Origin of the sequence: Chitinophaga sp. ARDCPP14 (genome assembly GCF_051362515.1) — a bacterium.
In the GTDB taxonomy this organism is placed as follows: Bacteria; Bacteroidota; Bacteroidia; order Chitinophagales; family Chitinophagaceae; genus Chitinophaga.
Genome location: NZ_JBKIXB010000006.1, coordinates 70836 through 96327 on the forward strand (window position 1 = coordinate 70836; position 25492 = coordinate 96327).

At 46.8% G+C, this 25492-nt stretch carries 18 protein-coding genes and 1 tRNA gene; 10 read left to right on the forward strand and 9 right to left on the reverse strand.

Features of this window, described 5'->3' with window-relative positions; genetic code table 11:
- Positions 1–15: 15 nt before the first annotated feature.
- The gene (locus ACLHR0_RS17670; protein WP_436488316.1) at positions 16–795 is read right to left on the reverse strand and encodes a (Fe-S)-binding protein; all 780 of its coding nucleotides are present in this window, start codon (positions 793–795) and stop codon (positions 16–18) included.
- Positions 796–991: 196 nt separating this feature from the next.
- Between ACLHR0_RS17670 and ACLHR0_RS17675 the strand changes: the two genes are divergently transcribed.
- The 6 genes from ACLHR0_RS17675 to ACLHR0_RS17700 all read left to right on the forward strand — a co-directional run bounded on the left by ACLHR0_RS17675 (position 992) and on the right by ACLHR0_RS17700 (position 10067).
- Entirely contained in the window at positions 992–1570 is a 579-nt protein-coding gene (locus ACLHR0_RS17675) for an RNA polymerase sigma factor (RefSeq protein WP_370912668.1), read from the forward strand.
- A 106-nt stretch (positions 1571–1676) separates the two neighbouring features.
- On the forward strand, positions 1677–2720 hold the full coding sequence (locus ACLHR0_RS17680; RefSeq protein WP_429046111.1) for a FecR family protein: 1044 nt from the start codon (positions 1677–1679) through the stop codon (positions 2718–2720).
- Between the two features lie 128 nt (positions 2721–2848).
- Entirely contained in the window at positions 2849–6328 is a 3480-nt protein-coding gene (locus tag ACLHR0_RS17685; RefSeq protein WP_436488318.1) for a SusC/RagA family TonB-linked outer membrane protein, read from the forward strand.
- 11 nt (positions 6329–6339) lie between these two features.
- Positions 6340–7794 (forward strand): RagB/SusD family nutrient uptake outer membrane protein, encoded by a 1455-nt coding sequence (locus ACLHR0_RS17690; RefSeq protein WP_436488320.1) that lies wholly within the window; start codon positions 6340–6342, stop codon positions 7792–7794.
- Positions 7795–7804: 10 nt separating this feature from the next.
- Positions 7805–8644 (forward strand): DUF4843 domain-containing protein, encoded by an 840-nt coding sequence (locus tag ACLHR0_RS17695; protein ID WP_436488322.1) that lies wholly within the window; start codon positions 7805–7807, stop codon positions 8642–8644.
- A gap of 16 nt (positions 8645–8660) precedes the next feature.
- Complete coding sequence (locus ACLHR0_RS17700; protein ID WP_436488324.1) at positions 8661–10067, forward strand: PKD-like family lipoprotein; 1407 nt, start codon at positions 8661–8663, stop codon at positions 10065–10067.
- 47 nt (positions 10068–10114) lie between these two features.
- Here ACLHR0_RS17700 and ACLHR0_RS17705 read toward each other — a convergent pair whose 3' ends face one another.
- Positions 10115–11431, reverse strand: a complete 1317-nt coding sequence (locus ACLHR0_RS17705) for a 4Fe-4S dicluster domain-containing protein (protein ID WP_429046119.1) — start codon at positions 11429–11431, stop codon at positions 10115–10117.
- A gap of 126 nt (positions 11432–11557) precedes the next feature.
- Here ACLHR0_RS17705 and ACLHR0_RS17710 point away from each other — a divergent pair, with 126 nt between their 5' ends.
- Positions 11558–12055 (forward strand): phosphoribosyltransferase family protein, encoded by a 498-nt coding sequence (locus ACLHR0_RS17710; RefSeq protein WP_370912661.1) that lies wholly within the window; start codon positions 11558–11560, stop codon positions 12053–12055.
- 4 nt (positions 12056–12059) lie between these two features.
- On the opposite strand, the gene ACLHR0_RS17715 is transcribed toward ACLHR0_RS17710, so the two are convergent.
- Together ACLHR0_RS17715 and ACLHR0_RS17720 are read right to left on the reverse strand one after the other, a co-directional pair.
- Positions 12060–12998 (reverse strand): DUF2279 domain-containing protein, encoded by a 939-nt coding sequence (locus tag ACLHR0_RS17715; protein ID WP_429046121.1) that lies wholly within the window; start codon positions 12996–12998, stop codon positions 12060–12062.
- Positions 12999–13100: 102 nt separating this feature from the next.
- Entirely contained in the window at positions 13101–14825 is a 1725-nt protein-coding gene (locus ACLHR0_RS17720) for a phospho-sugar mutase (RefSeq protein WP_436488327.1), read from the reverse strand.
- A 124-nt stretch (positions 14826–14949) separates the two neighbouring features.
- Between ACLHR0_RS17720 and ACLHR0_RS17725 the strand changes: the two genes are divergently transcribed.
- Positions 14950–15603, forward strand: a complete 654-nt coding sequence (locus tag ACLHR0_RS17725) for a protein-L-isoaspartate(D-aspartate) O-methyltransferase (protein WP_429046124.1) — start codon at positions 14950–14952, stop codon at positions 15601–15603.
- A 48-nt stretch (positions 15604–15651) separates the two neighbouring features.
- Here the strand turns inward: ACLHR0_RS17725 and ACLHR0_RS17730 are convergent, their stop codons facing one another.
- The 4 genes from ACLHR0_RS17730 to ACLHR0_RS17745 all read right to left on the reverse strand — a co-directional run bounded on the left by ACLHR0_RS17730 (position 15652) and on the right by ACLHR0_RS17745 (position 21862).
- Entirely contained in the window at positions 15652–18120 is a 2469-nt protein-coding gene (locus ACLHR0_RS17730) for an outer membrane beta-barrel protein (protein WP_436488329.1), read from the reverse strand.
- 169 nt (positions 18121–18289) lie between these two features.
- Complete coding sequence (locus ACLHR0_RS17735) at positions 18290–20872, reverse strand: TonB-dependent receptor domain-containing protein (protein WP_436488331.1); 2583 nt, start codon at positions 20870–20872, stop codon at positions 18290–18292.
- 167 nt (positions 20873–21039) lie between these two features.
- Positions 21040–21627 (reverse strand): DUF445 domain-containing protein, encoded by a 588-nt coding sequence (locus ACLHR0_RS17740; protein WP_429046129.1) that lies wholly within the window; start codon positions 21625–21627, stop codon positions 21040–21042.
- A gap of 161 nt (positions 21628–21788) precedes the next feature.
- Positions 21789–21862 (reverse strand) — tRNA-His (locus ACLHR0_RS17745).
- Positions 21863–22290: 428 nt separating this feature from the next.
- Between ACLHR0_RS17745 and ACLHR0_RS17750 the strand changes: the two genes are divergently transcribed.
- The gene (locus ACLHR0_RS17750) at positions 22291–23496 is read left to right on the forward strand and encodes a hypothetical protein (RefSeq protein WP_370912652.1); all 1206 of its coding nucleotides are present in this window, start codon (positions 22291–22293) and stop codon (positions 23494–23496) included.
- 255 nt (positions 23497–23751) lie between these two features.
- Complete coding sequence (locus ACLHR0_RS17755) at positions 23752–24294, forward strand: hypothetical protein (RefSeq protein ID WP_436488333.1); 543 nt, start codon at positions 23752–23754, stop codon at positions 24292–24294.
- On the opposite strand, the gene ACLHR0_RS17760 is transcribed toward ACLHR0_RS17755, so the two are convergent.
- A complete protein-coding gene (locus tag ACLHR0_RS17760) occupies positions 24291–25391 on the reverse strand; it encodes a lipase family protein (protein ID WP_436488335.1) in 1101 nt (366 codons plus the stop codon). The genes ACLHR0_RS17755 and ACLHR0_RS17760 overlap by 4 nt on opposite strands.
- Positions 25392–25492 lie beyond the last annotated feature (101 nt).

The window sequence follows — 25492 nt, forward strand, 5'->3', positions numbered from 1 at the left end:
TTTAGGTAAATGGATTCATTTCATGCTCTCTGCGATCAGTTCTGCTATATCCAGCACCTTTACGGATTCTTCCTTGCCGGCGTCTTTTACGCCATCGGTAAGCATGGTCATACAAAAAGGACAATTGGAGGCGATCACGGCCGCCCCGGTAGCTACGGCCTCACGTCCGCGTTCAAAGTTAATGCGGGTGGCGCCTTTTTCCTCTTCCTTGAACATTTGTGCGCCGCCGGCGCCGCAGCAAAGGCCATTGCTTTTGCAGCGTTTCATTTCCACGAGTTCGGCGTCCAGGGTTTCCAATACCTTGCGGGGCGCTTCATATATATTATTGGCGCGGCCCAGGTAGCAGGAATCATGATAAGTTATTTTTTTGCCTTTGAAGGTGCCGCCTTCCTGCATCTTTATTTTTCCTACGTCGATCAGCGACTGGAGGAAGGTGGTATGATGTATTACTTCGTAGTTACCTCCCAGTGCGGGATATTCATTTTTCAGCGTATTAAAACAATGCGGGCAGGCAGTAACGATCTTCTTTACTTCATACATATTCAGCAACTGGATATTATTCTGCGCCATCATCTGGAAAATAAACTCGTTACCTGCTCTTCTTGCCGGATCCCCGGTGCAGCTTTCTTCTTTTCCCAAAATGGCAAAACGGACGCCCACTTTTTCAAGGATGGTAGCAAATGCCCGGGTTATTTTCTGGGCACGCTGATCAAAACTCCCTGCACATCCCACCCAGAACAGTACTTCCGGGGTTTCTCCGTTTGCGGCATATTCTGCCATTGTCTTAATATGCATTCTTGTTATTTTAAATTAATACCGAAAATGATTGCATGCAATCAAATGAAAAGCCGAAAAGTCATGCAACTGTCTAAAATTTGGGTGTATCCTTTAAATTCCGACACTTGCTTACTATTATTACTGTTTATATCTTTAAGACGAATTGAATATAAAGATAAAAAACAGAACCGCACAAATTTTAAATCTAACTGAATTGTACGCCAGCCTGAATGATAAGGAGCTATGGATCAAGGTAGTGGAAGGCGATAAGGATGCATTGTCTTTTATTTATACACAGCATTTCCCCGCACTGTTCAACTATGGAATGAAGATTCATCCCGATGAAACCATCGTGAAGGATTGTATACACGATCTTTTTGTGACACTCTGGTTCAGCCGGGAGCGTTTATCCATTACTGATACCATTCGTTTTTACCTGCTGGCCAGTCTTAAAAGGAATATCATCCGCAGCCTGAAGCCCCTGTATGTTCCCAGTATGTTTGATCATTCGATGGATAAAGCTGATTTCAGCACCAACCCGGAACAGATCATCATGGGGCGGGAGTCGGAGAGGGAGCAGCAGCAGAAACTGGTAAAAGTGATCAACCAGTTGCCACGCCGGCAGCAGGAGGTATTGCACCTGCGTTATTTCCAGGGCCTGGATACAAAGGAAGCCGCCGCGCTGATGTCGCTCAGCGTGAATGCCACGTATGTGCTGCTGTCGCAGGCATTGCGCTTTCTCAAAAAGCACAGCGACAAACTGGTTACCCTCTTTTTATTATGGCCATTTTAATGAGTGTTTAACAGACAATTGAAAGGCGGCAAAAAAAAATAAAAAAAAGTGGCGCCGGAACGCTAAGATTTTAACACCGGTTTACTTTACACTATAAGTATTGAAGATGAGATTCAGGGAATTCACTATTTCAGATTTTTTGCAGGAACCTTCTTTCCGGAGCTGGGTGCTGGATAACAATGCCACCGCCACCGCTTTCTGGGAGGAATGGATGGGCAATAATCCGGATAAGCGTGAAACCGTAATGCAGGCCAGGCAATGGCTGCAGGTAATAGGTTCCCCTTCCTGGGTACCTGATGCTGCCGCAGAAGCGGATACCTGGAACCGTATTGAACAAACCATCGACAAAACAGAAAAATCAGGCAAACCGGGCATTTTTGCCCTGCAGCCGGTAATGAATACCATTAAAAACAGGAGATGGCTGCCTTATGCAGCTGTATTGGCCGGTATTGCAGTTTTATATGCCGCTGCTTTTTTCCTGTTCTCCGGCGGGGAAGTACATCAGGCTACCCAAATGGGAGAACTGAAAACCATCCTGCTGCCCGACAGCTCCGAGATCCGGCTGAACGTGAATTCTTCCGTGAGATATGCGGAGAAATGGAATGCAAAGGATGCCCGCGAAGTATGGATTGAGGGAGAAGCATTTTTTACGGTAACGCATAAACACAATAACCAGCGTTTTGTAGTGCATACGCGCGACATGGACGTACAGGTAACAGGCACCGCTTTTAATGTTAACACCCGGCGGGTGCAAACACAGGTAGTACTGAACAACGGCGTGGTGAAACTGGCGCTGCGTCCCCGCGGAAGCGATACGGCAGCATCTATCATCATGAAGCCCGGCGACATGATCACTTACTCAGCCACCACCAATGAGCTGACCAATAAAAAAGTAGACCCGGAAGTATATTCTTCCTGGCAAAGTAAAAAGCTATTATTTACAGATACGCCCATTACAGAAGTCATTAAATCCCTGCAGGATAACCTGGGCATCACTATTGAGCTCCAGGAAGAAAGCCTCGGCAGGCAAACATTTACAGGAACAGTACCTACAGATAATGTAGAAGTATTTTTCAGAACATTATCCAGATCGTTACAGGTAACCGTTACAAAAACGGGCGCCCGGACATACAGGATCAACCAACAATAGTATTTGAACTGACATAATAAACAATGCCCTGCCCGCCGTATCCGGGAAGGGGAAACTTATGCACCGATGAAATTATAATCAGCCATAATAACGAGGTAACAATTATTCAACCAACCTAATCTATTGCTATGATAGAATTTTACGCCAGGCGTGTTGGCGGAAGCATGGCTATGGCCCTGCTGATACAGCTTTGTGTGTCGCCGGCTACAGCGGCGCCTTTGCACCGTCAACATGATGTATTGTATGCCACTGCCCGCCCGGTTACACAGCAGCAGCCACTTCCCCTGAAGGAAGTTATTGCGATACTGGAAGACCGGTATAAGATACGTATCAACTATACGGGCAACACCATCAAAGACCTGAAAGCAACGGTTCCTTCGCCAAAAACAGCATCGGTTAAAATGCAGGCTTACCTGCAACGCCTGATGCAGCCACTAAACCTGGAGGTAGAAGAAGCCGGCGCGGATAATTATATCATCTTCCGGAAAGATGCGCCTGCTCCGCCTGCTTCCGCACCGAAGCAACAGGCGCCGGTTGCGACCCCGGCAGCAGCTGTAGTAACCACCGCCCCTGCACCGGTGCAGGAGGTACCCGTGCATCCGCCGGTGAAAGGACAGGTAACGCAGGAAGACGGTGTGCCCATCCCCGGCGTCACTATCGTGGTGAAAGGTACCCGCAATGGCGTACAAACCAACGCAGATGGCCGCTTTGAACTGAGAGACGTTCCCGATAACGCTGTACTGGTTTTTAGCTACATCGGCTTTAAAACACAGGAAATAAAAGCAGGAAAACGTACTTCCATTTCCGTTACCCTGCTCACCGATATGCAGTCGCTGAAAGATGTGGTGGTAAACGGTTATCAGAATATCAAGAAAGATAATTTCACCGGATCGGCTATTACTATTACGGGAGAAGAGCTAAAACGATTCAACCCCCAGAATATCCTGGCCAGTATCCAATCTTTCGACCCTTCTTTTAAACTCGTAGAGAATAATTTCTCCGGTTCCAACCCCAATGCGCTGCCCAACATCAATGTAAGAGGCACTACCGCATTGCCTACCGGCAAAACCACGGAACTCACCCGCAACCAGATCAACAGCACACCCAACCTGCCGTTGTTTGTAATTGATGGTTACCCGGTTCCGGTGCAGTCGGTATACGACCTTGATCCCAACAGGATCGCGGCAGTAACCCTGCTGAAAGATGCAGCAGCCACCGCGGTTTACGGCTCCCGTGCCGCCAACGGCGTACTCGTGATCACTACCCGCCCTCCGAAAGAAGGCAAGTTGTCGCTCACCTATGGCTATGAACTGAATGTTACCACACCAGACCTCACGGCATATAACCTGCTCAACGGCGAACAGAAACTGGAATATGAGCGACTGTCGGGAGTATACGAAAATGCATTAGGACAAGGGCAGGACGAACTGCAGATGCAGTACTACGCCAAACGGAGGAATGTACTGGCGGGTGTAAATACCTACTGGCTGTCGCAGCCACTTGCCACCGATTTTGGTCATAAACATTCCGTGACGCTGGAAGGCGGATCACAGTCGCTCAAATATATTATCGACGGCCGTTACCAAACCAATGCAGGAGCGATGAAAGGCTCGGGACGCGACCGTTACAGTCTCGCTACCAACCTGCAATACAACCTGAAAGATAATAAGGTACTGTTCCGCAACCAGTTTACCATCTCGCAGGTAAACGGCCGTGAATCGCCTTACGGGGAGTTTTCCACCTATGCGCGCATGAATCCTTATTTCCCTAAAACCGATTCTACCGGCAAGCTGCTGCGGGAACTGGATAAATGGAATGTGCCGGATTACGCAACCAATGGCATGAAGCTCAACACCGTGCTGAACCCCATGTATGAAGCTACCCTTGCCAGCTTCAACAAATCAGAATACCTGGAGTTTACCGACGCCTTTTCTGCTGAATATAATATCACCAATACTTTAAGACTCCGCGGAGACTTCAGCTTAACCAAACGCCGCTCTACCGCCGATCAGTTCATTTCTCCCTATAGCAACGACTTTTTTGATAAAACCGGCGACGACCTGAAAGACCGTGGCAGCTATACTTTCGGCGTTCGTGATGAGATACAGTACAATGGTAACCTGGTATTGAATTACAACAAAGGAATAGGCGATCACTTCTTCAACACTTCGCTCGGGTTGAATATGCAGGACGCTAAAAGTTCCCTGAAAACCTTTAAGGCGCAAGGGTTTACCAACGACCAGTTTACCGATATCACCTTTGCCAGAACCTACGAAAAAGATAAAGCGCCTACCGGCGAAACTTATGAAGAGAGACTGGCCGGCGCTTTTGGAAGCATCAACTACTCTTATCAAAACCGCCTGCTGATGGATGCCACGCTGCGGGTTGACGGATCTTCCAAATTCGGGGTAGATGCACGCATGGCGCCGTTCTGGTCGTACGGCCTTGGATGGAACCTGCACAACGAAAAGTTTTTGCGTAACACGATTGTGTCGCAGCTGAAACTGAGAGCCACCACCGGTTTAACAGGTGAAGTATCTTTCCCTGCCTATTTGTCCAATACTACTTATGAGTATTATACCGGCGACTGGTACTCTACCGGCGTAGGAGCGCATTTTAAAGCGTATGGCAACTCCAACCTGAAATGGCAGCGCACACAAAACTACGACCTGGGTGCAGAACTCGGCCTGTTCCACGACCGGTTGTATGTAGCGCCCCGCTATTATTATAAACGCACCAAGGATCTGCTGGCAGATATCAATGTAGCGCCTTCCACCGGTTTTTACCAGTATAAAGAGAACCTGGGAGAAATGGTGAATAAAGGATATGAGTTTAACATCCGTGGGAATGTATACCGTAACCGCGATATGTCTGTAAATCTCTGGGCCAACATGGTGCATAATACCAACGTCATCACCAAAATATCCAATGCGCTCAAAGCCTATAACGATGATATCGACAAGCAACAGAATGAAAAAGATGAATTGAAATCTTTATCGCTGCTACGTTATAAAGAAGGCCAATCCATGAATACCATTTACGCGGTACGGTCGCTGGGTATTGATCCTGAAAACGGTAAGGAAATTTTCCTGAACCAGGATGGCTCCAAAACTTATATCTATGATGTGAAAAATACGGTGCCGGTAGGGGATCAAACACCCAAGCTGGAAGGCTTCTTTGGCGGCAACGTGGTGTATAAGAGCTGGATGCTGGAAGTGAGCTTCTATACCAAGTTTGGCGGCGACTACTACAACCAGACGTTGCTGGACCGTGTGGAAAATGCAGATCCCAGATTTAACGTAGACTCCCGCGTGCTAACTGACCGGTGGAAGCAACCGGGAGATGTTACTTTCTACAAAGACATTGCGGATCAGTCGCTGACCAGGGCTTCTTCCCGGTTTGTACAAAAAGAAAACAGGCTGGAATTTAAATCGCTGTATCTCTCTTACGAAGCGCCTGCAGCATTCTACAACCGTTTGAAGATGAGAAGCCTCCGGCTTTCCCTCAATATGAATGATATCGGCTACTGGTCTACCGTAGCGGCAGAAAGAGGTATTGACTACCCGTTTGCCAGGAGCTTCACTTTCTCACTTCAAACAAGGTTCTAAAATCATTATATATGAAGAAGTATTTAGTCCTCATTTTATTACTCTCCACTTCCTGCAGCAAATGGCTGGATATTAAACCGATTTCGGAAGTATCCGGTGATGAGCTGTTCAAAAGCGAAGATGGCTTTAAAGATGCTGTGAATGGCCTTTACAGCCTGTGTTTGAATGAAGATATTTATGGCAAGGAGCTGATGGGTGGTTTGCCGGATGTACTGGCGCAGAACTATGCGATCCCTGTTCTCGACGGGGCGGGTTACCGGCAGGCATCCCTGTATAACTATAAAGATAAAAGCCTGATCGACAGGAAAGGCAGGATCTGGCAAAGACTGTATGAAGTGATTGCCAACAGCAATTTAATTCTTGCTAAAGTAGATCAGCAAAAAAGTATCCTGTCGGGTGTTAACTACGGCCTGATAAAGGGAGAATCGCTGGCCATGCGGGCCTGGTGCCATTTTGATGCGCTCCGCCTTTTTGCTCCTTCCTTTGCCAGCATGCCGGCCGCCAGAGGCGTGCCTTATGCAACAGAGTTTTCCAAGAACGCTGCCGCGATGCAAACCGTAACTGCGCTGCTGGATTCTGTGATCAAAGATCTCACTGCAGCAAAAGAAATACTGCGTGGAGTAGACCCTATTTTAAATGCGGGTTATAAAGTAGGATATATGATCGCGGATTCCAGTACCGAAGCCAATGGGGAAATGTTTGCGCAGCAGCGCCGGCACCGTTTAAATTATTATGCGGTATGCGGCGAACTGGCCAGGGTATATCTCTATAAAAAAGACCCGGTACACGCATTACAGAATGCCCTGGAAATCATTAATGCCAATAAATTTCCGTGGACCCGGCAGGAAGATTTCATGAATGGCAATGATGCAAAGAAAGACAGGATCCTGTATAAGGAACTGATCTTCGGCTTTTATATGCCTAACCGGAAAGATGCCATGAATGACCTGTTCCGGAAAGGCACCGGGGAAGGATTATTTATTTCCAGTACAGAAGGTAAAAACATCTATGAAGTAGCAGGCGTAGGCGGGGAGGATTTCCGCTTTAAACAGTGGTTCAGCGAACAATCCGTTAACAGCACTACTTATCTGCAACTGGAAAAATACAAGCGCACAGATGACAATCTTCATTACCTGATGGGGCCTGCGTTACGGCTCAGTGAAATTTATTACATCGCCGCGGAATGCACTTTTGCTACTGATCCGGATAAGGCATGGGCATATTTCAATGAAGTACGGTTACACCGCGGTATCGGGCCATATAGCGGCCCGGCAGATACCAACAGTTTTTATGCCGAACTGCTGAAAGAAGCGCGCAAGGAATTGTATGGGGAAGGACAGCTATTCTACATGTACAAACGCCTGAACAGGTCGATAGTGGGATTAGGCGGTAAGCCGGTGCCACCCTCCGATGGCGTGTTTGTACTGCCGCTTCCTGATGATGAAATCGCATACGGTAACCGATAAAATATCACACATGAAAAAGATAATAGCGACAGGCATGTTCAGCTGGATACTGCTGATGGCATGCAAAAAGCAGGATGATCTGGTGTTCCGTGAGAACAATAATGTTTATTTTGATTTTACAGATTATATAAAGAATACCAGGATAGACAGCTTCTTTTATTCCTTTGCGCTTTTTCCTGAAAAATCGATAGATACGCTTTTACTGCCGGTAAGGATTTCGGGGGAACGGGCATCGTACGACAGGTGGTTCAAAGCACAGGTAATAGCTGAGGGTACTACTGCCCTCGTGGGATTACATTACAAAATGCTGGACTCGGCCTATAAGATCCCGGCAGATTCAGGCAGGACTTTTTTGCCGCTGATCATTTCCGGCAGCGATCCGCTGTTGCTCGATACCTCTGTGGTGATTAAACTGAAGCTTATGGCTTCCAGTGCATTTGGCAATGACTTCCCTTCCTACGACACGGCTAAGGTTACTTTTTCAAACCGGCTGGAACAGCCGCTGTGGTGGGTGGTATGGGAAAGCGACCTTGGTGTTTATTCCCGTGTGAAGCATGAACTGTTTATCCGTACATCCGGTACCACTGAATTACAGCTGGATAATTCCGACTGGCAGTCTACTCCCAAAACATTGTTTTACCTGCGGCAGTTCCGCGCGTTTATGATGGATCCTATTGCCCGTGCGGCCGACTATAAGGATAAGGGATATGCTATCGGGCAGGAACCGGACGGTACTTATTATTTCTACAATACCGGTAATCTTAATAAAAAATACCCGCTGGAACACAGTACTGCAGACGGCAGGTATTATTTCCATGATGAAAACGGGAACAGGATTGTACCACAATAACCAAAAATCTATACGCATGAAACATGTATTTCTATATATCATTGGCATCCTGGTATTATTTACCGCCTGCTATAAAGACAAAGGCAATTACGATTATCACCCAATCCCGGAGCCGGTGATCACAAAGCTGGATACCGCTTACATGGCGGTTGTAGGGGATAGCTTTATCATATCGCCGAAAGTGGTGCTGGCCTCCGGCAATACAAAGTACCAGGGATTGTGGAAGATATCCGTTCCGGGCCAGATGGGGACGCAGGATTATACCGGCCAGGAGCTGCGCATTGTATTTGGTTTGGGCGCATCGCGTTACCCCGCAGTATACATTGTGTACGATAGCATTACCGGCATGAAGTACTATTATAAATTTGTGATCAATGGTACCGCTACTTTTACACGTGGTACGGTGGTGTTGAGTGATGATGTAACGTCTTCCAAAATATCTTTTATTAAAGAAGATGGGACAGTACAAGCCGACGTATATACCAATATTAATCACGATACCCTTCCTGGCGGCGCATTGCAGCTAACCATGATGAAGAATGTTAATTATGGCAATCTCATTACCGGCTACTGGGCTACTTTTAAAACAGGCGGCGTTTATATTGATCCCAATAACCTTGGAAAGATAAGAACCCTGGCGAAGAATTTTTATTCTGATCCGGGTCCGCTGGAGGTATCTACTTTTATCCCTTCGAGTCTTGGTGTACCCGTGGGCATCATCAATAAACAATTATACCGCGGCGCTACAGAAACAGCTCCTTTTGCCACCTATTACGGCTTTATGGGCATCCCGCTTTCCGGTACCTATAGCCTGTCGCCGTCTATTATTGCCAGTGATCCTGATAACCGCGGGTATTTTGTGGGTTTTGAAGAAACGAAGCGGAAGATGGTGCGGATGGATTGGGGCAATTATCTTGATACCAATTACATTGTAAAAGATTCCGCTTTTACACCGAAGAACCTGAAGATGGATATGTTGCACCTGGGTCGTTTTTCAGATAACGTATGTTATGCGTTCTGCGACAGTGCGGGCCAGATCAGGGAACTGCGTTTTGGCGTGGAGTTCAGAACAGGCAGCGATCCTGTTTTTCATGCGCTGGAAAAAAGGAAGCCGGTGATTGCGGATAAGATCAGTGCGGCCACGCTTTGGGCAGAGTCGCCGGTGGGTGTATTTTATTTTACCCAGGCAGATAAGGTGTACCGGTATAACCCGTTGAATAAAGATGTAAAGGAAATGGCTTCTTCATTCGGCGGGCAAACGATCACTATGCTGAAGTTGCTGGAAAATGGCAACCAGCTGCTGGTGGGAGTAAGAGGCAGTATTTTTTACCTGAATGTAGGCACGGGGCATAATGGTGAAACCACAAAGAGGGTGGATGGTATTCCGGGAGCGCCGAAAGATGTGATTGTGAGAGCGAATTAATTTGCATAAAAAAAGGAAGGTTTAAAACCTTCCTTTTTTTATGCAAATTATTCCCCGGTCCATTTATCCCGGTCGTCCATACTGAATTTCCAAGGGGCCATATTATTTTCGATATTGCTGAACATGCCGGTCCATTCTGCCGGGGCGCTGGATTCTTCCATTACCAGGTGGCGGCGCAGCTGGAGGATAATATCCAGGGGGTTGATGCTCACGGGACATTCCTGTACGCAGGCGTTGCAGGTGGTGCAGGCGCGCAGTTCTTCTTCTAAAATATAATCGCGTAAGAGGGCTTTGTTATCATCTTTAAAGGTGCCGCCATTGGCTTTGATGTTGTGGCCTACTTCTTCCAGGCGGTCGCGGGTATCCATCATGATTTTGCGGGGCGACAGCAGTTTACCGGTGATATTGGCCGGGCAGGCAGCCGTGCAGCGGCCGCATTCTGTGCAACTATAGGCATCCAGCAAATTTTTCCAGGTAAGGTCCATTACATCTTTGGCGCCGAACTTAGGCATGGTATCGGAGGCGGGCGCGTTGGCAGCCAACTCCGGTTGCAGCATCAGCTGTACTTCATGCTGTACGGAGGGCATGTTTTCCATTTCACCTTTTGGTTCCAGGCTGGCGTAATATGCGTTGGGGAATGCCAGGATAATATGCAGGTGCTTGGAGTAAGGAAGATAGTTCAGGAAAGCGAGTACGCCGGCAATGTGCAGCCACCAGCAGCTGCGTTCCAGTACTTCCAGCGAGCCCTCAGACATGCCGCTGAGCAGGGGCGCAAACATCCCTGAAATCCAGAAGTTGCCGGTAGCCACATAATGTGAGGCGCCTTTGGCCTGTAAAGCCTGATCTGCAGCGTTCATAGTAAGGAACAGCAGCATCAGCACAATTTCCGTGATCAGGATATAGTTGGCATCTGAGCGCGGCCACCCTTTGAGTTCGCGGGCCATAAAGCGTTTCAGCTTCAATATATTCCTGCGTATGAGGAAGATGGCGCAGCCGGCAATCACCAGCACAGCCAGTATTTCAAATAAACCGATCAGCACCGGGTAAACCGGGCCTAATACGGGAACGAATAAACGATGTGTGCCCAGGATACCATCCAGGATGATTTCCAGGATTTCAATGTTGATGATCAGGAATCCGGCATATACGAAGAAGTGGAGTACAGCTACCAGCGGGTTACGGAACATTTTTTTCTGACCAAAAGCCAGCAACAGCAGGTTTTTCCAGCGTTGATCCGGATGGTCGCTCAGGTCTTTATCACGTCCCAGTAGTATGTTTTTCCTTATCCGGATTGCTTTTTGGGCAAAAAGATATACCGCTGTTCCGAACAGGATCACAAATAATAATTCTTGTACAATTCGCATTAGCTCAGATTTGACTCCCTAATTTATGTCTTTTTTAGCTATCAGCCGTTAGGGGTTAAGGTTTAGTGTATTTGATTTTTTTGCTAAGTGCTAACTGCTAATGGCTAATTGCTTATTTTTGCAACCATGGAAAGCAGGAACATCATTCTAACGCAGGATATCATTCAAAAGAAAATTGAGCGTATCGCATATGAAATCTATGAGCATAACAGCGATGGCACGGATATCATATTAGCGGGTATCTGGGACCGTGGCGTGATCATAGCCCATAAGCTGGCTGCTATCCTCGGACAGATATCCCCCCTGAACATCCATATTATTGAATTACGCCTGGATAAGCAGCATCCCGGTGAAGTAGTGGTATCTGAAGAAATTGACTTCAATAACAAAGTGATAGTGGTGGTGGATGATGTGGCCAACTCCGGCCGCACCATGCTGTACGCCCTGAAACCATTGCTGAAATATCTCCCCAAAAAGATCCAGACGGCCGTGCTGGTAGACCGTAAGCATAAGTCCTTTCCTTTATCCGTTGACTTCGTAGGATATTCACTGGCTACCACCCTGCAGGACATGGTGCTGGTGGAAATGAACGGCGAAGAGATCATCTCCGCTTATTTCGAATAAGGCGTTAAAAATAAACCGCGTGTAATTTCATATTCCCCTTTGAGTTGATTTCAAAGGTGGGGGCGGGAAACTTCAGCATATTCAATACCTGGAATATTACTTTAACACCCTTTTTTCGTGTGGGTATTTTCGTGAAATCCACATCAGGGGAAAGATAAAACTGCCGTACACGCTGTAGTTGACTGTAATCGTGACCGATGCCGCGTTCGTCTGTCCAGGTGTTATCGCGGCCACCCATCATACCCTGTGAGCCATATCCCACGGCAATATTCAGCCATTTGGGGAGCCGGCTTTCTTTCCGGAAGGAGTAGAGGTTTACTGACAGCCAGTAGGTTTGACCGTTATAATCTTTCAGGGTTCTTTCCCAGAAGGTGGTGCCAAAGAGTTGATCTGCCTTGTGCTGTAGTACCGGGTCATCGTAATGTTGCGGATGTGCTGAGAACTTCAGCTGGATGCGTTGTTCATTCCAGGCCAGTTCCTGGCTGATGAGCAGGGCGGAGCCGATGGCATTGGCGCCCATATCACCCCAGGAAAATCCCCATTCAGCCGAGTAGCCATCCAGTGCCTCCACAACGGACTGGTAAGCAAATCCGCTCAGGCCCCCGATCCAGATCTGTTTTTTTCGTGGAAGCCCCGACCAGCGCCACATTTCGCGGCTATATTTACCGATGAAGTAAGCGCTGAAAATATGCCCGGCTTTATCCACCTGGTTCCATTCTCCCATATCATTAAAAAAATGGAATCCCGACCTGGGGTAGCCTTTGTACCAGGCGGTATTGAGTGCTGCCAGCCCCGCGCCGTAAAGGGCTGCGGTGGTGCCGCTCAGGATCCATACGCGTGATGGGATGGTGGTATCAGGAATAGTGGAAAAAGGCACCTTTTTTTGTGCCATGCTGCTGAAAAACGGCAGTAACAGGATCAGGATAAGCAGTGGCTTTTTCATGCGGGTAGCTAAACAATACCGGGAATGCTGAAAGGGGGAAATTCCGGAGGAGTCCTTTCTTTCAACATTCCCGGCTTTTATCATCTTTTCAGATGACGGGCTTTATTTCAGTTTCAGATCCTGAATAATGCCATTTATTTTCTGATTCAGTTCAGCGGTCACTTTGTCGTAGTCTCCTGCACTGGCCAGTGGTGCGTTTACGCTGAAGTAGAACTTGATTTTTGGTTCGGTACCGGAGGGACGGGCAGATATTTTGCTGCCATCTTCCAATACAAACTGCAGTACATTGGATTTCGGGAGATCCAGCGCTTTGGTGTCGCCGGTTTTAATATCCCTGATCTGTTGCAGCTGGTAGTCGTACAGCGTTGCAACCGGTGATCCGTTGATGGTAACCGGTGGATTTTCGCGGTATCCGCGCATCATTTCGGCGATTTCTTCCGCGCCTCTCATTCCCTTTTTGGTAATAGAAATCAAACTTTCCATGTAATAGCCATAGCGTACATAGATGTCGATCAGCTGTTCAAACAGGGATTTGCCGTGACTGCGGGCATAGGCCGCCATTTCACAGATCATGGCTACAGAGGCGATGGCATCTTTATCGCGCACATTCTGACCAATCATATAGCCATAGGACTCTTCACCTCCGCAGATGAAGTTTTCCTCCGGCTCTTTACGGCGGATCAGGTCAGCGATCCATTTGAAGCCGGTGAGTACGTTATAGCAGGTAATATTGTTTTTGGCAGCGAATACATCGATCAGGTCGGATGTTACTACTGTTTTGGCAATATAGTCGTTTGCTTTGGCGAGTCCTTTGCTTTTGCGGCTTTCCACGATGTAGTTAAACAGCAGTACGCCGGTTTGGTTACCGTTAAGCAGGATCCATTCTCCTTTGAGGTCTTTCACGGCAATGCCTACACGATCGGCATCGGGGTCGGTACCCAGGAGAATATCGGCATCGAGTTCTTTGGCTTTTTTGAGGCCGAGGCTCATGGCTTCGGATTCTTCCGGGTTAGGGTACACTACGGTGGGGAAATTCCCATCCGGCGTGGCCTGTTCCTGTACAATGGTTACATTGGTAAAGCCGTATTGTTCCAGCAGCTGGGGCACCTGGGTGATGCCGGTACCGTGAATAGGTGTGTATACTATTTTAAGGTCGTGCTGTTGTTTGTTGATATCGGGATTGATGGACAGGCTGAGCAGTTCCTTGCGGTAAGCTTCGTCTATTTCCTGGCCGATGAGGGTGATATTGGCTTCACCACCGGTCCATTTTACCTCATCCGGGGAGGCGATGTTCTCTACTTCACGGATCACGTTGTTATCGTGGGGCGGCACCAGCTGTGCGCCGTCGTTCCAGTAGGCTTTGTAGCCGTTGTATTCCTTTGGGTTGTGGGAGGCGGTGAGTACCACACCACCCTGGCAACGCAGGTGACGGATGGTAAAAGACAGTTCCGGTGTGGGACGCAGGCTTTCAAAAAGAAATACCTTAATGTCGTTGGCGGCAAAAACGTTGGCAACGGTTTCTGCGAAAAAGCGGGCATTGTTGCGGCTGTCGTGTGCAATGGCTACCTTAATTTCGCCGGTGAAGGTTTTTTTGAGGTAATTGGCGAAGCCCTGGGTGGCCATTCCAAGAGTATATTTATTCATGCGGTTGGTGCCAACGCCCATGATGCCCCTGAGGCCACCGGTACCAAATTCGAGGTTACGGTAAAAGGCGTCGTTGAGGTCATCAGGGTTTCCTTCCTGCATTTTCTTCAGTGTGGCAACGGTTTCAGCGTCGTAATTACCGTTGAGCCATTGCGCTACTTTGTTTTGAATATTTATATCCATGGTCTTTTTTTTGTGAGCCGTAAATGCTAAAATGGATTGTAAAGTAAAAATAAAAAAATGAATGTTGGAAATTACGGATTTCAAAATACATTGAAAATCCCTTGTATTGGTTAATTTTGCGGCCATGAGGCGGTATGAAGATACTTATAAACAAAAAGGATTACGTAAACAGTTAGTCGATAGTATCCGTCAGAAAGGTATTACAGATGAAAACGTACTGGCAGCTATTGGCAATATTCCCAGGCATTTTTTCCTGGATACGGCTTTTGAGAGTATAGCCTACGACGACCGGGCCTTCCCTATCGGGGAGGGGCAAACCATTTCACAGCCGTATACGGTAGCCTATCAAACGCAGCTACTGGAGGTAAAACCTTATGAAAAAGTACTGGAGATAGGGACTGGCAGCGCCTACCAGGCCTGCGTACTGGCCGAGCTGAAAGCCAATGTATACACGATAGAACGGCAACGGAAGCTGTTTGACCAGGTGAAAAGTTTTCCTTTCAAAGCCCAATATCGCAATCTTCGTTTCTTTTACGGGGATGGTTATGAGGGATTATCGACCTATGCGCCCTTTGATAAGGTGCTGGTAACGGCAGCTGCTCCGCATATCCCTGAAAAATTACTGCAACAGATGAAGATCGGCGGCAAAATGGTGATTCCCGTAGGCGGACAGGATGTACAACGTATGCTGCGGATCACCAGGATCAGCGAAACGGAGACTGAACAGGAGCTGTTCGACAACTTCTCTTTTGTTCCCATGCTGGCCGGAAAAAAATAATGCAGGGGTGATGATACCCCTGCACTGATATGATCCTGCCTGATTTTATTAAAGCCGTCCGGCGCCCTCCCTGGGCTTTTCTTCTTCCTGTTTTTCTTCTTCTTCCTGTGGTTTCTTTTTCTTAAACAGGTTCGGGTCCATTTTGCCAAAGCGGTAACGCACATTCAGCCGGATGAAGCGGGTAGCCCTTTTACGGTCGTAGTCCTGGATGAAGGTATTTGTTTCGTAATGTGAGCTGAACTGCTGTGTATTCAACAGATCCGAGATATTGAGGGCCACTACCAGCGATTTGTTCAGCAATTCCTTGCGGATTCCCAAATCAATGCCATTCATGGCCTTGAAGGTTCCCTGGGGCTGAATGCGGGGAGAGCGGAAATGACCGCCGAGTTCCACACTAAACTTACCGGGTAAACGAAATTGTGTATTTCCATTTAACCCGTAGCTGAAGTTTTCGTTATTGACGGCGATGCTGGTAAGCTTGCTGTACTCCACATTCAGGTTGGCCCATACTTTCCACCATTTGGTAAGATTCAGGCTGTAAGAAACATTACCGCCCATATTCTGCTGGGTGGCCAGGTTCATGGGTTTGGTAGTGGTAACGCCGGAAATAGTGTCCAGTGTGCTGATACGGTCGATATTATCGTTTGTTTGCGCGAAATACGTACTGGTGCTCAGGTAATTATTGGACGACGGGTAGTATACCGAGTAGCTGACCTCAAACTTATGCGACAGTGCAGGCTGCAGCTCCGGGTTACCGGTACGGATATTCTGCGGGTCGGAGTTGTTGATATAGGGCAGCAACTGATCAAAGTTGGGCCGGTCTATCCGGGTGGAATAGTTGAATACCAGGCTTTGGTTCTGGTTCTTCGGCATATTATATTTCAGGAATACACTTGGAAACAGGTTAAAGAAGCGGTTATTCACCGTGGTATCTTTTGTAAACGAGTATCCTTTGAGCTGCGATTGTTCTGCGCGCACGCCTATCTGGTAACCGAGGTTGCCGATGGCATTGGCGAAGTTGAGATAGCCTGCATAAATGTCTTCTTCATAATCATATTTATTCGACAGGGTAGGGCTGATCACATAATCCTTGTCGTCCCAGTCGAACAGCGTAGCCACGTAATTATTGTCGATATGCCGCATAGTAGCTTTCACGCCTGCTTCCAGCTTACCTTTCTTTCCAAGTGGGGAAGTGTAGTCTGATTGCAGGTTCCAGAAGCGGTTACCATTTTTTCCTTTATTGCTTTGTTTGTCGGCGTTGGGAAGTGTATCTACTGAGGCAATGTGATATTGGGTATTGTAGTTACTGCCGCTGCTGCTGTTATTACCGCTGTAGCTGATGTAAGCCGTGAGTTCCTGGTTGGGCTTTTCAAAGGTGTGTTTATAACTGAGATTGGTATTTTTATTATTGCTGCGGTTGTAGCTGTTATTGGCGCGCTCTCCGTTACGCAGGGATTCCATTTTCTGGTCCATGTAGTTCAGGAGGATATTATCTTCATTTTGGCTGTGGCCAAAGTTAAGTCCCTGCGACAGTGTGAAGGTATTGTGATCATCCATGAAGTAATCGAATCCGAAGCGGCCGCCGTTATTGGTGTTCCTGTTTTCATTTTTACTGTTCTGGGAGAAGAACCAGGTATTGCTGCTGTCTGCTACCAGGTTTTGGCGGAAGCTTTTCCCGCTGCCGTTTACCTGTTCGTAGCGACCGTTGTAGTTGCCGAAGAAATTGAACCGTTTCATGCGCAGGCTTGCATTGGCGCTTCCGAAGCCTTCCCCGCGGGTGGCGCCGCCTACGTTGAACATAACGTTATAGCCGATTGCTTTATCTTTTTTCAGTACGATGTTGATAATACCGCCGCTGCCGTTGGCTTCAAATTTCGCAGAGGGATTGTTGATGACTTCCACGTGGTCGATGCTTTCCGCGGGAATCATTTGCAGGGCTGTTTTAGCATCCCCGAAAGGAGAGGGTTTACCATCCACATAAATAGTAACACTTTTACCACGGAGCGTAATGTTATCATCGATATCCACATCCACGCTGGGAATGTTTTTTAGTATATCCGTTCCCGTTCCTCCTTCTGCGTTAATCATGTTACCGGCATCAAATACCTGCCGGTCTATTTGCATGGAGAACGCTGGTTTTTCTGCTTTGATTTCCACCGCATTCAGCACTTTACCGGCCGATTGCAGGCGAAGTGTGCCGGCCAGTGTATTTTTTCCTGCTGTTACCCGCACTGCCTTTTCCAGTTTTTCGTATCCCATAAAGGTGATGCGGACAACATAGATGCCGGGTGTGACATTATTGAGTGAAAATGTGCCGGCGGGTGTGGTGTAAGCGCCGGTAACCATGGAAGAATCGGCTTGATTTAGCAGTACCACAGAAGCGTATTCAATGGGTTTCCCGGTAACAATATCTACTACCTTTCCTGTTACCTTCAGGCTGGCAGAAATGGGCGTTTGTGCGTTAGCGTTATACGACACAACAAACAGCACGACCATGAGTGAAAAAAGATTTCGCATGCGTGGACTTAGCAACTTTAATAATGATACAACAACAGCGTAAAAGTAATAGGCGTATGTGTAAACATTCACGAAATATGATGAGTGGTAGCTAAAAAAACATGGCCGGCAGAGTGCTGTAACACTACTAACCGGCCTGTGGTTTGCATTCACCTTCTTTAATATGTTTTTAGAAACTCTGCATGGGATCGCCCATCTGCGTATCGTTTCCGGAGTCTTTTCTTTTCTTTTTAAACAGCGATGCATCAAACTTACCGAAGCGGTAGCTGAAGTTGAGTTTCAGTATCCTGGATTCACGTTTGCGGATATAATCCTGTGCAAACTCCGGTGATGCCTGGTTCAGTTCATACTGACGGGTATTGAAAATATCGGATAAGCTGAGTGTTAAAGAAGCTGCTTTATTTTTCAGGAAATCTTTTTTCACTGCCAGGTCTACTGTGCTGAAGCCTTTGATGGTGCCTTGTGCGGAGCTGGGGATCTGGTTAAATCCGCCGCCTCCGCCACCACGGCCGCCTCCGCCACCACCGCCGGATGAGGGCAGCGCAATGGTGGGCGCCTGGTAAGTGGCATTTACCTGCACCGTGAAGTTGGCCGGTAATTTTGTTTCAGAGTTTATTTTGGCAAACCAGCTAAAGCCGTTATTATCATAGTTCTGGCCATTGGCGTTTACCTTCATATCTGTTTGATAGAAGTTCACGTTACTGGTGAGATCCCATCCTTTCAGGATTTGATTCTTCATGGTCAGCTCAGCACCATAGGAATTGCTCCTGTTGGCATTGATGTATTGTGTGAGCAGCGTATCCGCACCGATGGGCGTGCTGATGGTGGAAATCATGTCGTTGGTATTCCTGAAATACACGCTGCCGAGGAAGTTGCTGTTAGCCCAGTTTTTTACATATGAAAATTCAAAGCTGTTGGTATATTCCGGTTTCAGGTTGGGATTACCTTCCCGCTGATTCTGCGGATCGCTGTAATCGCGGTAAGGAATCAGCTGGAAGAAATTGGGCCTGTTTACACGGCGGGAATAATTCAGCTGCAGTTCCTGATCGTTCTTTAATTTTTCGGAGAGGAAGAGGCTGGGAAATAATCCTGGTACCGCTTTGGTGGGTTTATACTTAGTGCCTTCATTTTCGCCTGCGTACACATATTGTTCCACACGTAAGCCTACCTGGTAGCCGAAGTTGCCGATGGTGTTGGCGAAGTTGGCGTAACCGGCATAGATCTCTTCGTTGTATTTATAATTGTTGGAGAGCTGCGGATTGTTGATAAACTCGCCGGTAGTGGTATCCCTGTCGTATACGTTGTATAGACTGGTATAATCGCGTAAAGTAGCTTTGGCGCCTACTTCCAGCTTACCGTTCTTTCCGATGGGATTGGTGTAATCTGTTTGGAAAGTAACAAAAGTGGTTTTACCGTTGGTGGTGTTATTTTGCAGCAATGCCTGTCCGAGCGGTGATCCATCGGCGTTTTGCGCCTGTGTGAGATAGTCGCCGTTGCGGTTGTTTTTGCTGTTGTTATAATTGATATCAGCGGTCCATTCTTTATTCGGTTGTGCAAAGGTATGTTTGAAACTCAGTGCAGTGGTGTAGTTGCGGAAGCTGAAGTTATTATTGTTCAGGCGGTCGCTGATCCCGGTTACCACGTGATTCTTGTCGGAGAAGGTGCTTCGCAGGTCTTCGTTGTTTTTAAAATCGCCGGCTACAATATTTTGTGAGATAGAGATGGTGTTCCTGTTATCGAGCATATAGTCCAGTCCGAACCGTCCGAATTGAAAGGTTGGTTTGCTGGTGCTGTTGCTGTTCTGGAAGAGGAAGTTGGTGTCTGCCTTTTGACCGTTGCTGTAGTTGCTGCGGCTGGTAGTACCATCTGCCCAGTTCTGATTGGCATTGATATTATAGTTGGCGAACACATTGAATTTGCCTTGCCGGATATTAATATTGCCACCGCCGTTATATTTGTTACCGGTACCAATACCTGCGTTCACCGCGCCATTGAAGCCGGCTTTGCGGTTTTTCTTCAGTACAATATTCAGTATGCCGGACATACCTTCCGCATCATATTTTGCAGAGGGGTTGGTAACAAGTTCAATACTTTCTATAGCATCTGCGGGTATCTGATCGAGGGTAAGTGTAGAAGGTTTACCATCTACAAAGATGTTGGGAGAAGCATTACGCACGGTAACATTTCCATCGAGGTCTACATTCACGGAAGGTACGCTTTTGAGTACATCCTGTGCTGTTCCGCCAACGGAGGTGAGGTTCCTGTCTACATTAAATATTTTTTTATCGATACCCATGGCGAAGGCACTTTTTTGCCCGGTAACTTCCACGCTTTGCAGTGTTTTTACATTCTGTTGCATTTTGATATTGCCGAGATCCTGTTCTGTAGCCTGCGGGGTGATGATTACTTTTTTCTGCATGCTGGTGTAGCCCATGAAGTTGACGCGCAGTATCATGGGGCCGAATGGCAGGCTTTCGAGGCTGAAGTCGCCATTGGGTTTGGTGAGCATACCTGTCACCAGTGAGGAATCTTTCTGCCTTAATAAAGTAACAGAAGCATATTCTATTGGTTTCCCTGTTTTTGCATCCACCAGTTTGCCATAAAGATGGCCAATCTGGGGCATGTTAGGTCTTCCCTGTTGTCCCTGTCCTTGTCCTTGTCCCTGCCGCGGGGCTGTGGCTCCAGGCGCCTGTGCAAAGGTGTGCGCCTGCAACAAAAGTATACCAGCAAGAACTGCGTAGCATTTTTTCATCCTTATCGTTTTTTATCCGGACTTTCTTCTCAGATAAGGACAAATGTATCGGGGTACAGGTATGAATGGTTTAAGATTGTGATGAGTGGAATTATTATGCGCAGGAAATCGCAAATATAAGCGCTAAGAGGTCTTAACAGTAGTTAACAGAGCTGTGTTTCAGCGGATTACCAAAGGGTGATGACCATACAAATTAACCCGGTAATCAGTCCGCTGATAGCGCCGAGGAGTTTGAAACTTTTTAGTTCCCTGCTGAGGAGGTTATGTGTAATGGTTTCCAGTTGTGCTGCAGAGATACCTGCAATTTTCTGTGATATCATTTTTTCCAGGTTCAGGTCCTGTTCCACGTTATCGAGGTATTGGCGGATCAGCACGGGAAAGAGGGTGTCCAGTTCTGCTACCAGGTGGGTTTTTATCTGGTTAACAATACTATCGCCAATGAACATGGACAGTACGGGCATTGCTTTGGGGAGCCGTTCCCGCAGGAAGCTGTCCAGGTGCGCTTCTACCAGTGGAATAATTTTTTTGATCTTTTCCGGATCTGTCATTTTTGTTTTGATATCCTCAAAGGAAAACTGTTGCGCTACCAGTGTCCCGATGCTGTTGGCGAGGTGTGTTTGTCGTTTTGGAAACAATCCCTGCAGGGTGATAAAGCCGATTTTAACGGGTTTATACGGGCGGAAAAGCAGGGTAAGCGCCAGGCTATTGAGTAACCAACCGATGACAGCAGCGATGAGGGGAAGGAAAAAGATCATTGAATGAATTGATTTTCAGCTATTACAAATGTAAAAAATTGGGAGTCAATAAGTAAATGATTTTTTTGTGCAGATAAAAGAGAGGTGACGGAATGGATAGGAGAGGCGATATTTACAAATAAAAAAAGGCTTCTTTTTACAGAAGCCTTTTTCGTTTTTTGGGTGATTGAAGGGTTTCGAACCCTCGACCCTCAGAACCACAATCTGATGCTCTAACCAACTGAGCTACAACCACCGTTTTATCTTTAGTTTCGTATTATTTCGTTGTTGGGAGTGCAAAGATAAGTGAAACTATTTTTAAATTCCAAATACTTCAGAAAAAAAATTTTCAAGGGATTATATATTGATCATATTCTGCAGATGAAACCCAATATTACAATCGTTTTCATTTGTTAAAAAGGGGCGGTCTTAACATTAACAAGCGGCACTATTGGAACTTACAGAAAAGGTGTATCTTTGCGCACTTTCCCATTCCATTCCCATTTTTATAAGTGATTAATAATCAGTAGGATGTTATTTTACGGCATCAAAGAAATCCCTGATTTCAGGCGATTTAGTGCCCTTAGTCCGGATAAGTTAACCAAGACAGGAAATATTTAACAAAATCCCTTTTACTACTGACTAAAAACAAAACAAGTATTTAATATTTAACTGTATATACATATGGATCAGCTTAAACTGAAGTTGCAGGAGTACTATCAGCGTTACCAGCAAATGGACCAACGGGTGAAGCCTGGAAAGGAGGAGCCTGGTTTTGAGGACGTGCTGGACATGGAAAACGATATTCTTTCACAATTTGGATTGCCTACATCCCGGCGTTTTGTGCAGATACTGCATGATTTCGTGCATCATGGTCATGTGAGTGACCAGTTACTGGATTATGTGAGTAAAAAACTACGTACGGCCGCACGTAAGTATCTGTTGGCGCCTGTTATGTCGGACATTGATTTACTGGAAAGCGCCCGCGAACAAAAACGCAGCGCATATGATGTGTTGCCCGAACTGGGCTACCCGGCACACGAATACGCCTTATTCCTCATCGGAGAGCTTTTTTACCGCCGCAATATGGCTGCCGGTGATATCCTCGATGAATTGAAAAAGATGCAGCATTTTGATAGCTGGAACGACCTGATGCTGCTGAGTAAAATACATAATCATACTACCCACGAACTGTACACCAAACTGAAGAAACATGAACTGCGCTTTATTGATGAGTTCATTCAGTTTACCCGCCGCCAGGAACCGTCCAGGCTGGTGAATAAACGTGCTACGCCGTTGGAAGATGGTTATACGCCCAACTATAAAACCATTACCAAAGTACAGGTAGAAGATATCATCTTTGATGAACAAACTACGCCAAGCCTGTTTGGTAAAATAAAGAGTGGCAGGGGATACGCCCGCATCACTATCAGCCTGGAATTTTCAGAGCTGAACCAGATCCTTATGAGCAGTGATGAACTGGGTGTTGAAATCAGCAATCATATTAAAAAGCGCCTGGCCAATCCGGCTGCAGAGAAACCAACGGTAATAGATATACGTGCCGAATTCGGCGATGTGCTGAAACTGGATAACTGCTACCTGGAAGTGTATAAACCCCAGCACAGGGAAGGCAATAAATGGGTAGAAGATAAAGACCACTTCTACTTCGTGGATAAAATTCTTACTAAAAAAGAATTTGAAAAGAGAACCAAAGAAGCAGAAGTAAAACGTAAAATACAGGAATGCCTGGAACTGATCGGCGGCTCTTATGTATATTACCAGCGCCTTCGCCGTTTAGGCATCACCGACGAGGAAGCCAAACTGCGCGCAGGTTTACAGGACGAGCTGTTGTTCAAGTTATCGTACTTCCTTAACAAGGTAAAAGAATAACGCGTAAGCGGAGGTTGTCTTTCTCAGGATTACACTGATTATATTGATTTAGTGGATTTGACCACTTTGGATTTTAAATGATTTGGGGAGATATAAGCGGATATTTTTGCTTATGTCTCCCCAAATCTTATTTAATCCTTTATAAAATCCAAAAGGTAAAATCAAAGTAATCCATGTAATCAGTGTAATCCTGAGAAAGACAAACTCCGCGAAAGACAAACTCCGCGGAATTATTTATGTTTACGTAAAAAAGAGATGGAAGAACTTACTCTCGGCGTTGGCTCCCGGGTACAGCACGCACATTTTGGTCCCGGTGTTATTGTTGCTGTTAAATATGCCCAGTACCGTGTTACGTTTATGGATCATGGTATTAAGATGATTGATAAAACGGATCCATTGTTTGAAGTGCTGGTGGCGGAAAATGCGACCGCGGAAGTGGAAACCACTTCAGATGTGGAAACATCGCTGCTGAAGATCCTACGCCTCTGGGGCGGTATTGCGGAAGTGGTGCCACTGGGCGACCGCTGGAAGGGCGGCAACCTCATTCTTCAGCCTGGTGATACTACCCTGAAAGCAAAGGAGTTGCCCATCGATACCTTCTTCCATAAAATAGTGATGCTGCGCGACCGCCTCCGTGTACTGGAGCAAAACATTAACAGCCACAAAGTACTCACCGACGAAGAGAAGGTGAACATGCAGCAATATATTACCCGTATCTATGGGTCGCTTACCACTTTTAATGTTTTGTTCAGGGATAAGGAACATTGGTTTACCGGCGAAAAAAGCGGCAACGATTAGTGGGAGTCTATATGATAGATCTGCTCCAGTTCCCAGCGGTAAGCCTCTGGGAGATGATTGATAAAGATATTTTTTCCATCAAACGGGAACTTCTCATCGTAACCTTTTACGGGATATAAGATCACCGGTGTACCTGCCGGGGTATAGTTGTGACTGGCCACAAAATCCGGTTGCTGATACTCCGGCAGTATTTTTTTTACCCGCTTGTACGCCAGGTTTCCCAATACCCGCTGCATGCGCCTGGAAGCCCTTTTGGAGGGCCGGTTCAGCCGGCCGTACATATAATTCAATGCACCCCGCACCGGCCATTTCTGCTCCTTTAATGCGCCTTTAATATCGGTAAAGGGATTCACGGTATTGAAGTCGTGGGTTGTTTGCAAAGAGAAGGGCGTTTCCGGCACCCAGTCGCGGGCATTCACTACCCGCAATCCCCACCCATCGCGGCAAATAAAATCGAAGTCGTATGCGTAATACAGGTTGCCTGGTTTGGGCGCTGCACTGGCATATGTTTTAAAAACAATATCCTTCGGCAGGCCGATAGTATATTGAAAATAAGAACGCATTAAAAAAGAAATGGCGCCTCCCTGGCTATGTCCGAAGATGATAAATTCGTGTATGCCTTGCTGGTAGTATTCGTTGATCTTCTGTTTTATTTCCGGTCCCATAGCAGCTACTGCCAGCATCCACCCGGCATGTACATATGCTTTGGGATCTTCCGCCACTTTATAGGGGACGGCCGTGCTGTCGTTTAATTGCACAGTGCCCTGTGCCGGTATCATGCCGGCATAGAAATTTTCCAGCCAGGAAGGCGCTGTGCCATTGGTGCCACGGATTACGATGATGCCAACATTGTCTTTTCTTTTCCACAGATCCCAGCGGTTTACCAATCCTGATTCGGGAGCACGGTATACCAGCTCACAATCAGCAGGCGGGGTACTTTTTATTTTGGTCCACGGCGTATCCCTGGTGCGTTCCGCCAGCTTCAGCAACTCACTGTATTCAGCGGCATTGAAATTGGGCAACAGGCGCTGGGCAAAACAATTACTTCTTACGGAAAATAAAATTAGAAAAGAGAACAGCGAAATACGAAACCCCATAGAAAATAACAAATTATAAATGACCAATGACAGACGAACAGTAACAAAAGTGCTGCACTTTAAGATAAAATAAAACAATTGAAATGCTTTCATTGTTCTAA

Bases quoted from the DNA above. Each gene is read 5' to 3' on its own strand.
- ACLHR0_RS17670 (WP_436488316.1), bottom strand. From the start codon at position 795: ATGCATATTAAGACAATGGCAGAATATGCCGCAAACGGAGAAACCCCG.
- ACLHR0_RS17680 (WP_429046111.1), top strand. From the start codon at position 1,677: ATGAGATTCAGGGAATTCACTATTTCAGATTTTTTGCAGGAACCTTCT.
- ACLHR0_RS17685 (WP_436488318.1), top strand. From the start codon at position 2,849: ATGATAGAATTTTACGCCAGGCGTGTTGGCGGAAGCATGGCTATGGCC.
- ACLHR0_RS17690 (WP_436488320.1), top strand. From the start codon at position 6,340: ATGAAGAAGTATTTAGTCCTCATTTTATTACTCTCCACTTCCTGCAGC.
- ACLHR0_RS17695 (WP_436488322.1), top strand. From the start codon at position 7,805: ATGAAAAAGATAATAGCGACAGGCATGTTCAGCTGGATACTGCTGATG.
- ACLHR0_RS17700 (WP_436488324.1), top strand. From the start codon at position 8,661: ATGAAACATGTATTTCTATATATCATTGGCATCCTGGTATTATTTACC.
- ACLHR0_RS17705 (WP_429046119.1), bottom strand. From the start codon at position 11,431: ATGCGAATTGTACAAGAATTATTATTTGTGATCCTGTTCGGAACAGCG.
- ACLHR0_RS17710 (WP_370912661.1), top strand. From the start codon at position 11,558: ATGGAAAGCAGGAACATCATTCTAACGCAGGATATCATTCAAAAGAAA.
- ACLHR0_RS17715 (WP_429046121.1), bottom strand. From the start codon at position 12,998: ATGAAAAAGCCACTGCTTATCCTGATCCTGTTACTGCCGTTTTTCAGC.
- ACLHR0_RS17720 (WP_436488327.1), bottom strand. From the start codon at position 14,825: ATGGATATAAATATTCAAAACAAAGTAGCGCAATGGCTCAACGGTAAT.
- ACLHR0_RS17725 (WP_429046124.1), top strand. From the start codon at position 14,950: ATGAGGCGGTATGAAGATACTTATAAACAAAAAGGATTACGTAAACAG.
- ACLHR0_RS17730 (WP_436488329.1), bottom strand. From the start codon at position 18,120: ATGCGAAATCTTTTTTCACTCATGGTCGTGCTGTTTGTTGTGTCGTAT.
- ACLHR0_RS17735 (WP_436488331.1), bottom strand. From the start codon at position 20,872: ATGAAAAAATGCTACGCAGTTCTTGCTGGTATACTTTTGTTGCAGGCG.
- ACLHR0_RS17740 (WP_429046129.1), bottom strand. From the start codon at position 21,627: ATGATCTTTTTCCTTCCCCTCATCGCTGCTGTCATCGGTTGGTTACTC.
- ACLHR0_RS17750 (WP_370912652.1), top strand. From the start codon at position 22,291: ATGGATCAGCTTAAACTGAAGTTGCAGGAGTACTATCAGCGTTACCAG.
- ACLHR0_RS17755 (WP_436488333.1), top strand. From the start codon at position 23,752: ATGGAAGAACTTACTCTCGGCGTTGGCTCCCGGGTACAGCACGCACAT.
- ACLHR0_RS17760 (WP_436488335.1), bottom strand. From the start codon at position 25,391: ATGGGGTTTCGTATTTCGCTGTTCTCTTTTCTAATTTTATTTTCCGTA.